8 protein-coding genes and 1 pseudogene are annotated in these 11,711 nt (G+C 66.9%); 8 read left to right on the forward strand and 1 reads right to left on the reverse strand.

All coding sequences use genetic code 11. From position 1 onward, the window contains the following. Positions 1 to 267: 267 nt before the first annotated feature. The 8 genes and pseudogenes from AC1DYI_RS18915 (at position 268) to AC1DYI_RS18950 (ending at position 10,852) form a co-directional block, all read left to right on the forward strand. The gene (locus tag AC1DYI_RS18915; protein ID WP_477205677.1) at positions 268 to 1,878 is read left to right on the forward strand and encodes an acyl-CoA carboxylase subunit beta; all 1,611 of its coding nucleotides are present in this window, start codon (positions 268 to 270) and stop codon (positions 1,876 to 1,878) included. Between the two features lie 28 nt (positions 1,879 to 1,906). After that, positions 1,907 to 2,931: pseudogene (locus tag AC1DYI_RS18920) on the forward strand (acyl-CoA dehydrogenase family protein). Continuing rightward, positions 2,931 to 3,734: an enoyl-CoA hydratase/isomerase family protein gene (locus AC1DYI_RS18925; RefSeq protein WP_477205678.1), complete on the forward strand. Its 804-nt coding sequence runs from the start codon at positions 2,931 to 2,933 to the stop codon at positions 3,732 to 3,734. Before AC1DYI_RS18920 ends, AC1DYI_RS18925 begins: the two are co-directional and overlap by 1 nt. Next, positions 3,731 to 5,743, forward strand: coding sequence for an acetyl/propionyl/methylcrotonyl-CoA carboxylase subunit alpha (locus AC1DYI_RS18930; RefSeq protein WP_477205679.1), 2,013 nt, complete (start codon positions 3,731 to 3,733; stop codon positions 5,741 to 5,743). Before AC1DYI_RS18925 ends, AC1DYI_RS18930 begins: the two co-directional genes overlap by 4 nt. A gap of 19 nt (positions 5,744 to 5,762) precedes the next feature. Then, positions 5,763 to 6,716, forward strand: a complete 954-nt coding sequence (locus tag AC1DYI_RS18935; protein WP_477205680.1) for a beta-keto acid cleavage family enzyme — start codon at positions 5,763 to 5,765, stop codon at positions 6,714 to 6,716. Between the two features lie 128 nt (positions 6,717 to 6,844). Next, positions 6,845 to 7,651 (forward strand): TenA family transcriptional regulator, encoded by an 807-nt coding sequence (locus tag AC1DYI_RS18940; RefSeq protein ID WP_477205681.1) that lies wholly within the window; start codon positions 6,845 to 6,847, stop codon positions 7,649 to 7,651. A gap of 50 nt (positions 7,652 to 7,701) precedes the next feature. Further along, entirely contained in the window at positions 7,702 to 10,467 is a 2,766-nt protein-coding gene (locus AC1DYI_RS18945) for a PAS domain-containing hybrid sensor histidine kinase/response regulator (protein ID WP_477205682.1), read from the forward strand. Between the two features lie 136 nt (positions 10,468 to 10,603). Continuing rightward, a complete protein-coding gene (locus AC1DYI_RS18950) occupies positions 10,604 to 10,852 on the forward strand; it encodes a hypothetical protein (RefSeq protein ID WP_477205683.1) in 249 nt (82 codons plus the stop codon). A 42-nt stretch (positions 10,853 to 10,894) separates the two neighbouring features. Here the strand turns inward: AC1DYI_RS18950 and AC1DYI_RS18955 are convergent. Continuing rightward, positions 10,895 to 11,711: hypothetical protein (locus AC1DYI_RS18955; protein WP_477205684.1), on the reverse strand; the 817-nt coding region annotated here is incomplete at its 5' end.

Genomic DNA, 11,711 nt, shown 5'->3' on the forward strand with positions numbered 1-11,711 from the left:
GTCGCAGGCCCGCCACCCCTGCGCATGCCACGCTTGTGCACGCCGCGCGGGTGCCATGGTGGGTGGCTCGGGGGTGCGGGCGCAGGCCCCATTCGCGGTCGCCTCAACCGCTGCACGAACAAACGCTGCCAACCGAGAGACGAAGGCAGGCTCCAAGCGGTCCCCCGCGAGCGTGGGCCGGAGAACGCACCCCCGGGCTACCCGCCACGCGCTGCCCTTCGCAGTTGGAAAACAAGAAACGCCCGCCACGCCGAAGAGAGACCCCGCATGCCCACGCTGAACAGCCTGCTCGAGCCCCGCTCTGCGCGCTTCGAAGCCAACGTCGCCCGCATGCAAGAGCGCCTGGCCGAAGTGCAGGCCCTGCAAGCGCGGGTGGTCGAAGAATCCGCCGCCAAGGCCGCCAAATTCGAGCAGCGTGGCCAGCTGCTGCCGCGCGAACGCGTCGCCCGTTTGCTGGATCGCGGCACAGCCTTTCTCGAACTCTCACCGCTTGCAGGCCTCGGCATGCACGACGACGACGGCAAGAAGGCGGTGATGGGCGGCGGCTCGGTTGTCGGCATCGGCGTGGTCGCGGGCCGGCGTGTGCTGGTCTCAGCCAGCGACTCGGCGATCAAGGGCGGCACCGTGCCGCCGATGGGGCTGAAGAAGGCGCTGCGGGCGCAGGAGATTGCGCGCGAGAACAAGCTGCCGCTGGTCTACCTGGTCGAGTCCGGCGGTGCCAACCTGATGTACCAGAGCGAGATGTTCGTCGAGGGCGGGCGCAGCTTTGCCAACCAGGCGCGGCTGTCTGCCGCCGGCATCCCGCAGGTGGCGGTGGTACATGGCTCGTCGACTGCCGGCGGCGCCTACCTGCCCGGCCTGGCGGACTATGTGGTCCTCGTGCGCGACCGCTCCAGCATCTACCTCGCTGGCCCGCCGCTGGTGAAGGCCGCGATCGGCGAAGACGCCACTGATGAAGAACTGGGTGGCGCCCAAACGCATGCCGAGATCACCGGCCTGGGCGAGTACCTGGCCGAGAACGACGCCCATGCGATCGCCCTGACGCGCGAGTTGCTCGGTGCACTGCCATGGGACGAAGTGCCCGCCGCGGCATCGGCGGCTGAGCCGCTGTTCCCGTCCGATGAGTTGATGGGCATCGTGCCGGCTGACGACCGCGAGCCCTACGACGTGCGCGAGGTCATTGCCCGTCTCGTCGACGGCTCCGACTTCCTCGAATTCAAGGCGCCCTACTCCACCGACACCGTCTGCGGCCATGCGCGCCTGGGCGGCCACCGCATCGGCGTCATCGGCAACAACGGCCCGATCCAGCCCACCGGCTCGACCAAAGCGGCGCAGTTCATCCAGCTGTGCGACCAGAGCGGCACWCCGCTCCTCTTCTTGCAGAACACCACCGGCTACATGGTCGGCAAGGCCGCCGAGCGCGCCGGCGCGATCAAGCATGGCAGCAAGATGATCCAGGCCGTCGCCAATGCGCGGGTGCCCAAGTTCACCGTCGTGATCGGTGGCTCGTTCGGCGCCGGCAACTACGGCATGTGCGGCCGCGGCTTCGACCCGCGTTTCATCTTCAGCTGGCCCAGCGCGCGCACTGCCGTCATGGGCGGCGCGCAAGCTGCGCAGGTGATGGAGATCGTCAGCGCCGCCAAGCTGGTGCGCGAAGGCCACACGCCRAACCCCGACGCGTTGAAAGCGATGAGCGACCAGCTGCGCAACCGCATCGACAAGGAATCGAATGTGCTGTTCGGCACCGCGCGCCTGTGGGACGACGGCGTGATTGACCCGCGCGACACGCGCCGCATCCTGACGCTGTGTCTGCAGCTGGCCGCAGAAGCAGAACAAAGAACACTGCGTCCCAACACCTTCGGCGTTGCCCGACTCTGATCAAACCACAAGACAACAGGAGACTCCAATGAAGCTGACCCAGGAACACCGCGCACTGGCTGACACCGTCGTGCGATTCGTGCGCGAAGAGATCAACCCCTTCGTCCCCGAATGGGAGAAGGCCGAGGAGTTTCCCAGCCATGCGTTGTTCAAGAAGCTGGGCGACCTGGGCCTGCTGGGCCTGAAGTACCCCGAAGAGTTCGGYGGTGCCGGGCTCGACTTCAGCTACTCGATGGTGATGGCCGAGGCGCTGGGTGAATGCAACTGCGGCGGCGTGCCGATGGCCATCGGCGTGCAGACCGACATGTGCACACCGCGCGCAAGGAAGGCAACGACTACGTCATCAACGGCAGCAAGATGTGGATCACCAACGGCTTGAAGGCCGACTGGTGCTGCCTGCTGGCCAACACCAGCGACCAAGGCGGCCCGCACAAGAACAAGAGCCTGATCGTCGTGCCGATGGATGCGCCCGGCATCACCAAGCAGAAGATCCACAAGATCGGCATGGACTCGTCGGACACCGCGCAGCTGTTCTTCGACAACGTGCGCGTGCCCCAGCGCAACCTGATCGGCCAGGAAGGCATGGGCTTCATGTTCCAGATGATGCAGTTCCAGGAAGAGCGGCTGTGGGGCGCCGCCACCTCGCTGCGCGGGCTCGATCGGCTGATCGACCTGACCATCGACTACACGCGCCAGCGCCAGGCCTTCGGCAAGAGCATCCTCGACAACCAGGTCGTGCACTTCCGCCTGGCCGAGCTGCGCACCGAGGTCGAAGCGCTGCGCGCGCTGACCCACTCGGCCGTCGAACAGTACGTGTCGGGCAAGGACGTGACGCGACTGGCCTCGATGGCCAAGCTGAAGTGCGGGCGACTCAGCCGCGAGGTGGCCGACAGCTGCCTGCAGTACTGGGGCGGCATGGGCTACACGATGGACAACCCGATCTCGCAGGCCTGGCGCGACAACCGGCTGGTCTCGATCGGCGCCGGCGCCGACGAGGTGATGCTGGGCATCATCTGCAAGCTCGAAGGCACGCTGCCGAAGGGAGCTCATTGATGGTGCTTCTGGTGCGCTACGAACAGGCCCCCGGCGGCGCCACTGGCCGGGTCTTGCACTTGACGCTGAACCGCCCGGAGGCGCGCAACGCGATGTCGCTGGCGATGGTGGGCGAGTTGCGCGCCGCCTTGTGTGACGCGGAAGAAGCCGGTGACGTGCGCGCCATCGTACTGCGCGGCACGGGCGGGCATTTCTGCGCCGGCGGCGACCTGAAGGACATGGCCGCCGCGCGCATGTCACCGGACGGTGCCTCGGCAATGGCCTCCGTCAATGCGCGTTTCGGCGAGCTGTGCGTCGCCTTCGCCCGCACCGGCATCGCGGTGATCGCGGTGGTTGAGGGTTCCGTGATGGGCGGTGGCTTCGGCCTCGCCTGCGTGGCCGACGTCGTGCTGGCCAGCGAGTCGACCCAGTTCCGTTTGCCCGAAACCTCGCTGGGCGTGGTGCCGGCGCAGATTGCGCCTTTCCTGGTCGAGCGGCTGGGCTATGCGGAAGCACGCCGCCTGGCTGTGACCGGCGGCAGGCTGGACGCGCGCGAAGCTTTGACGCTGCGCCTGGTGCATGAAGTGCACACCGCCGACACGCTGGACGCCGCGCTCGACCGCGTGCTGGGCGATGTGCTGCGTTGTGCTCCGCATGCAGTGGCAGCGAGCAAGGCGCTGATCGCTCGTGCGCGCTTGCAGCCGGCGGCGAACCTGGTCGGCGAAGCTGCGGCCGTCTTCGCCCAGGCTGTGCTGGGCCCCGAAGGCACCGAGGGCACGACCGCGTTCCTGCAAAAGCGCGCGCCGGCTTGGGCACCGCAATGAGCTTTCGCAAGATCCTCGTCGCCAATCGAGCAGAGATCGCTTGCAGAGTGATCCGCACGGCGCGGGCGCTCGGCTACCGCACCGTCGCGGTCTACAGCGATGCCGACGCGCAAGCGCCGCATGTGACACGGGCCGACGAAGCGGTGCATATCGGCCCATCGCCCGCGGCGCAAAGCTACCTCAGCATCCCCGCGCTGCTCGATGCGGCACGCCGCACTGGCGCCGACGCCGTCCACCCCGGTTACGGCTTCCTGTCCGAGCGGGCCGACTTTGCCGCTGCTTGCGCCGAGGCCGGCCTCGTCTTCATCGGACCGTCAGCTTCAGCCATCGAAGCAATGGGCGACAAGGCTGGCGCCAAGCGCCGCATGCTGGCCGCCGGCGTGCCCTGCGCGCCGGGCTACCTGGGCGGTGACGACGAGAGCGACGAGCGACTGCATGCGGAAGCCGAGCGCCTGGGTTACCCGCTGCTGGTCAAGGCTGTGGCCGGTGGCGGCGGGCGCGGCATGCGGCTGGTCCACGCCAGCCACGAACTGGCCGCCGCCATCGCCGGCGCACGGCGCGAGGCACAAAGCGCGTTCGGCGACGGCCGGCTGATGCTGGAACGGTTGATCGAGCACGGCCGCCACATCGAGATCCAGGTCTTCGCCGACGCGCACGGCCACGCGGTGCACCTTGGCGAGCGCGACTGCACCGCGCAACGTCGGCGCCAGAAGGTGATCGAAGAAGCGCCGTCGCCGGTGGTCAGCGCCGCGATGCGTGAACGCATGGGTGCCGATGCGGTGGCGGCCGCGCTGGCGGTGGGTTACGTAGGTGCCGGCACGGTCGAATTCATCGTCGATGCCGAGCTGAAGCACTACTTCCTCGAGATGAACACCCGGTTGCAGGTSGAGCACCCGGTCACCGAGTGCRTCACCGGSTTSGAYCTGGTCGAGTGGCAGCTGCGCGTGGCCGCCGGCGAGCCCTTGTCGAACTGGCTGCCGAATGGACAGGCCGACATCCGTTTCTCAGGCCATGCGATCGAGGCGCGCCTGTACGCCGAAGACCCGTACGACGGCTTCAAGCCGCAGACAGGGCGCATCCTCCATTGGCAGCCTGCACACGTGGTACAGGCCAGCCAGGCGCCGAGCGCGGCGGCCTCGTCGGTGCGCATCGACGACGGCATCGCCGAGGGTGGCGAGGTTTCGCCCTGGTACGACGCGATGGTCGCCAAGCTGATCGTGCATGGCCGCGACCGGGCCGATGCGGTGCGCCGGCTGGTCGCCGCTATCGAAGACTCGCCACTGCTGGGCGTGGTGAACAACAGCCGCTTCCTGCGCGACCTGTTGCAGCACCCCGATTTCGCCGCCGCGCAGCTGACCACGACGCGCCTGGACGAGTGGGCCGCGGCGGGCGACCCGTTGCTGCAACGGCCCACGCCCGACGACACCTGCTGGCTCGCCGCCGCGGCACTCGCAGCACGTGGTGACTGCCCTGCCGGCGCCGCAGCCGGCCTGCGCCCCGGCAGCGTGGCCTGGCAGACACTCGCGCTGCAATGCAGCAATGACACACGTCGTTGGAGGGTGCGGCTGCAAGACGACACGGTGGAATTCGACGGCGGACAAAAGGTACGGCTGCTTGGCCAGCAAGACCATCGTTGGCACCTGGCCATCGATGGCATCGCTCGCCAAATAGTTGCACTGCACAACGCCGACGGCTGGCACATCGCGCACCAGGGCGCGAGCTTCGTCTTCACCGAGCCATCGCCCCAGCCCGACAAACGCCGCGCCGCGGACCCCGGTCGCTCCCACGCGCCAGTGGCCGGCGTGGTGGCGCAGGTGCTGGTCAAGCCGGGCGACACGGTCAGTGCCGGCCAGCCGCTGGTCTGCGTCGAGGCGATGAAGATGGAGATGTGGCTCAACGCGCAAGCTGCCGGCACCGTGCGTGCCGTGCATGCCCGCGAGCGCGAGGCCGTGTCGGCCGGCGCGCTGGTGGTGGAACTGGACATCGACACGGTCGCGAGCGCGACCTGACACGACATAAGGGGCAAACATGACGGACAAGGCCATCCTGACCTGCGCGCTGACCGGCGTGCTGACCGACCCGAAGCAGCACCCCGTGCCGGTGACGCCGGCGCAGATGGCGGCAGAGGCGCGCGACGCGTTCAATGCCGGCGCATCCATCATGCACGTCCACATCCGCTCGCAAGAGCCCGGCCAGGGCCACCTGCCCAGCTGGGACCCTGACGTGGCCGAGGCCGTGACCCACGCGATCCGCGCCGCCTGCCCCGGTGTGATCATCAACCTGACCACCGGCGTGATTGGCAAGGACATCGCCGGCCCTGCCGCCTGCATCCGCCGCATCAAGCCCGAGATCGCGGCCTGCAACGCCGGCAGTCTGAACTACCTGAAGATCAAGGACAACGGCGAGTGGGCCTGGCCGCCGATGGTGTTCGACAACCCTGTGGCCAAGGTGCAGCAGTTTCTCGACGTGATGGCCGAGTGCGGCACCCACCCCGAGTTCGAATGCTTCGATGTCGGCATCGTGCGTTCGGTGGCGATGTACCTGAAGGCCGGCATGCTGACGCCGGAAATGGGTAAGCCGGAGTCGCGCCGGGCCGCCCCTAGCGACTCGGTCCCCCTCGGGGGGCGGGCGCGCAGCGACCTGGGGGCCGTGTCCTGCAATTTCGTGATGGGCGTGGCCTCGGGCATGCCTTGCGACGCTGATCTGCTGACCCTGCTGCCGCGATGGTTAGCGCCCGGGGCCGTCTGGCAGACCACGCTGATTGGTCGCGCCGAGATCTGGCCGGTGCACCAGCGAACGGCCGAGTTGGGCGGCATGCTGCGCACCGGGCTGGAGGACACTTTCTACCTGCCCGACGGGTCACGTGCCAGTGGCAACGGCGCGCTGATCGAGCAGCTTGCGGCCTGTGCCCACCGCGCCGGCCGCAGCATCGCCACACCCGACGAGGCACGTGATTTGCTGGAGTTGCAGCGCGTGGGCTGACCACCTGCGGTATGGGGCCAAACGGGTACTAAATGTGAACGATTGCATCGCTGAGCCCGTTTGAGTAGAGTCAGCGAGCGTGGCCTAGCTGTCATCTCGGTTTTCCGTCGGCCACAGGGGGTCGGCAAATGGAAGAAGCGTTCGCGCGAAGCGGTGCTCTGACCGACATCCGCAGCTACCCCGGTTGGGCTCAGGATCTCGCAGAAGATTGTGCTCCGACCAGGCTGCGTGTGACCAGGCATGCACTTTTCCAGCTCATGCGGGAAGGAGTGCTGCCGCCTGAGCAGGCGCGCGCATTCCTGGTCGGAATCTGGCCCGTCATCGAGCAGTTTCCGCAGTACATGGCCTTGAACCTGCTCAAGGTCGGTTTCGGCCGTGCCCACGGCCATGAAGAAGCCCGTCGGTACCTGATCCGCAACATCCGCGTCGAGCAAAACCATGCCGACCACTGGCTGGAGTGGGCCCATGGGACCGGGCTGACGCGCGACGACCTGCTGTACGGCCAGATGCCGCCGGAGACCCACGCGCTGTCGCACTGGTGCTGGCACACCTGCGAAAGGGATTCACTGGCCGCCGGCATGGCCGCCACCAACTACGCCATCGAAGGCGCCACCGGCGACTGGTCGACGCTCGTCTGCTCGCTCGACCTGTACGAGCAGACCTTCGCGCCCGATGTTCGAGCCAAGGCCATGAAGTGGCTCAAGCTGCACGCCAAGTACGACGACACGCACCCCTGGGAAGCGCTGGACATCATCTGCACTCTCGTGGGCACCAAGCCCAACCGGCGGTACTACGAGCTCATCCGGTCGCGGGTCATGACGAGCTACAACTACATGAAGATGGCGCTCGACAAGTGCCTCGATACGCCCCGTGCGTTGATCGAGCCCGCGGCCGACGTGGACCGCCCCTACCCGACGACGCGCGAGCGCGAATGACGCCCGGCAACCACCGCTAAGGAGGCCTGTCGCGATCGACGGGCCACACCATGCAAACGCCTGTTCCCAAGAGCCGTCGATCGTGGCCGGTCGTCGTTGCGCTGGGCACGGTGATCGTCCTGCAGGTGTGCCTGGCGATCGTCAGCATCGAGCTGATGTCGGCCGTGCGCTCTTACGTGATCGGCGAGAGCCTGTATTCCAAGGGGCAGAAAGACGCCCAGATCCACCTGCTGGACTACGTCGAATTCAAGCGGGAAGACGACTACCGGAGCTTTCTGACCGCATTGTCGGCGCCCCTGGGCGACCGCCTGGCCCGCGAAGAGCTCGACAAGCCGCAGCCGGATCTGGCGGTGGCTCGCCAGGGGTTCCTCGCCGGCGGCAATCACCCTGACGACATCGACGGCCTGATCTGGCTGTATCGATGGTTCCACGACTCGCACCTGATGGCGGACGCGATCGGGAGCTGGCGCGAGGGCGACCAGGCCGTCGAGCAGATGCGTGCGTTGGCCGAGTCGGCGCATGCGGACCTGAAGCGTGACGAGCGCGGCGCGCAGTCCAGCATCGACTTCCGCGCGCAGGCCGCGACCATCAACAGCCGCTTGACGCAGCTCGAGCGGCGCTTTTCCGAACAGCTGGCGATCGCCGCGAAAGAGATCCAGCGCTGGGTCGTCGGCATGAACATCGTCGTGGCGTGCCTGCTGGGGCTGGTCGGGCTGGGCATCGTCCAGCAGAGCCTGCGCGAGCGCGAATCGGCTGAGCTCGAGATCAGGCGGCGCCAGCAACTCCTGCAGCAACTGCTCGACTCCGCCGCCGAGGGCTTGTTCGGTGTCGACACGGAAGGCCGTTGCACGTTCATCAACCACTCGGCGCTGAATTTGCTGGGCTACCGACGGGAGTCAGAGGTCGTCGGCCGCATGATGCATTCGCTCATCCACCCCGATTGCACCGACAGTGGCGAGCGGCCCTGCCCGATCCACAACGCCATTCGCCTACGCGAAACGGCGCACGAATCACGCGAAGCGTTCCGTCACCGCGAGGGCCATGCCTTTCCCGTGGAGTACTGGTCGTACCCCATGTCGCAAGACGGCCAGCCCAGCGGTGTCGTGGTGACCTTCTTCGACATCAGCGAGCGGATCCGGACACTGGATGCCCTGCGCAAGAGCGAAGCGCGGCTGTCCAAGCTGATCGACGCGGTGGCCGATGCAGTCATCTCGGTAGACGGGCCGGGCCGCATCGTGCTGTTCAACCGCTCGGCCGAGCGCATCTTCCGCAGAAGCTTGGCCGACACCATTGGTCAGCCGTTCGCCGAGCTGATCGCGCCCGCCTCCAGCGCCAAGGTGGCTTCGTTGCTGCGCGACCTGACCAACCCGCTGCTCGCCACCGGCATGGCAGGCGCGCTGCAGGAGCTGACCTGCGTGCGCGCGAACGGTGACGAGTTCCCCGGCGAAGCCGCCATCTCGAAGCTCGAAATCGATCAAGGCGTGCTGCTGACCATCGTGCTGCGCGATGTCAGCGAGCAGCAGGCGGCCCGGCAGGAACGCGAGGCGCGCCAGGCGCTGGAACTGTCCAGCCGCGCGAAGACAGACTTCCTCTCACGCATGAGCCACGAGCTGCGGACCCCGTTGAACGCCGTGTTGGGGTTTGCGCAGCTGATGAGCATCGACACGAGCCACACGCTGGACATCGAGAACCAGGCACGGGTGAAGCACATCGAGAAGGCCGGCACCCATTTGCTGGCGCTGGTCAACGACGTGCTCGACCTGTCGATGGTGGAATCGGGCAGGCTGTCGCTGTCGCTGGAGACTGTCGACGCGCGCGTGGTGGCCGAAGAGGCGCTGGCAGTGGTGGCCCCGCTGGCACGAGACGGCGACATCACGCTCGAGACCTCGCTGACGCATCGCGCCGTCGGCGCCAGGACCTCGCCCTTCCATGAGGAAAGGGCCGCCCGGATCGATGCATTCGGCGTCTGGATCCTGGCCGACCGCGTCAGGCTGCGGCAGGTCCTGATCAATCTGCTCAGCAACGCCATCAAGTACAGCCCCAAAGGCGGCCGGGTCAGGCTGTCTCTGCAACCCACGGGCGATGTCTGCCAGGTGATCGTGGCAGACACCGGCGTCGGAATGACGGCGGAGCAGTTGGCCCACCTCTTCGAGCCCTTCAATCGCTTGGGGGCCGAGCGCTCTGCGGTCGAGGGCACCGGCATCGGCCTGGTGTTGACCCGACAGCTGGTGGAGTTGATGGGCGGAGTGCTCGAGATCTCCAGCGCCCATGGGCAAGGCACCGTCGCCACGGTCACCCTGGCGCGCGGCTCGTCCACCGTACCCGCCCTGCGCCTGCCGACGCTGCCGACCAACACCGACGGGCAAGCGGGCCCGTTGAACGTGCTCTATGCCGAGGACAACGAGGTCAACATCGAGCTGATGCGCCAGGTCACCAGCCTGCGGCCGGCGATCACGTTCAGGTACGCCACCAGCGGCGCCCAGGCGCTGAAGATGGCGCAGGATCACCCGCCCGACCTGATGCTGGTGGACATGCACCTGGGCGACAGCACCGGCATGCAACTGGCCCACGCGCTGCGCCACGATGCGAGGACGGCCCCTATCCACCTGGTCGCGCTGTCTGCCGACGCCCTGCCCGGCCAGATTCGCGATGCGCTCGAAGGCGGGTTCGAAAACTACCTGACCAAGCCGATCAACTTCATCGAAATCCTGCGGGTGTTCGACGCCTACAGCAAGCTCCACGAAGACGCCAGCGCAACGACCGCGGAAGACGACGATGCCATGAGCGACGACACCCCGCGCCACAGCACCTCGTGACCTGGCCGTCGCGCGGTGCAGCAACGGGGAACGTTAGACTTCCCCGATGGTCGTCAAGAGAAGCCAACGCACTCGCACCAACTGGTGCCTTCCGCCGGAACCGCCCGGTGCCTGCCCGCTGTGCGCTCGGCCCCTGGTGCCCGGCGCCAGCGTCGACGAGCATCACCTGGTACCCCGCAGCCAAGGCGGCGTGGCTAAAGAAGCAGTGCACCGCATCTGCCATCGCAAGATCCACGCGACCTTCAATGAGAAGGAACTGGCGCGCAACTTCCACTCATGGGAGTCGCTGCGGGCCCACCCGGCCATCTCCGATTTCATCCGCTGGGTGGCCAACAAACCGCCGGAGTTCTACCGGCGCAATGCGGCCTCTTCCGAGCGGCGTTGAGCTGCGCAGGGTGAGCGCGATCCGCACACCACCATTGAGCGGTCAGGGCACGTACTTGGCGGTGTGGGAGTATTGCTCATGCGGGCCCATGGCCACCAGTGGCGTGACGCCCGGCACCGTGCGTGAGAACGTCCCGGTGACCTCTGGTTTCTCGGCCCCAAGCATGCCGTGCCAGACGCCGCCCAGGACCTTGCTGACGGTGTTGTAGGCGCCCTCCCGGCCGGGTTGGGCGCTCAGGTCCAGCGTGTCCCTGACCTTGTAGTCGATCTTGATCGTGCCGTCCTTGGAAACATGCGCGGTGCCACTGAGCGTGCAATGGCGCAGCAGCCAGGTCTGCTCGTTGCCGGYCACCTTCCAGGTCTTGCGGATCTCGGGGTTGGACACGTCCCAGGCATGGAGGGCCTGATCCTTCGGGTCCATGTTTCCGCGTTGTCCGCCCAGCTCGAGCAGGACATTGCCTTTGGTGTCGGGATAGATCTCGGACAAGGGGATGTCGAAATCGCGCTTGCCGTAGTTCTCGTTCTGCAGGGCCTTGGTCTTGACGCGGTCGTTGATGTCGTTCTCGACCTTGACGAAGCTCGGATCGCGCTGGATGCCATCGGTGGCGTCCTTGTCCAGCTTGACTTCCTTCTGCCCGGCCAATGCGCGAAAGGCGGCCTCCGCGGCATTGTTGAACGGCAGGTGGTTGGCCAGCTTGCCGATCATCGACTCTGCAGCCTCGTTTCCGGGCAGCTTGTTCCATGCCGACACCATGCCATCACGCACGGTATCGCGCGCAGCATCCAGTGCGGGCAAGGCCTTTTGTTCGACGAAGTGATATGCGGCTGAAAAGGGGTTGAACGATATGGACACGCTGCTT

This window comes from Ideonella sp. P3_A4 (assembly GCF_056403075.1).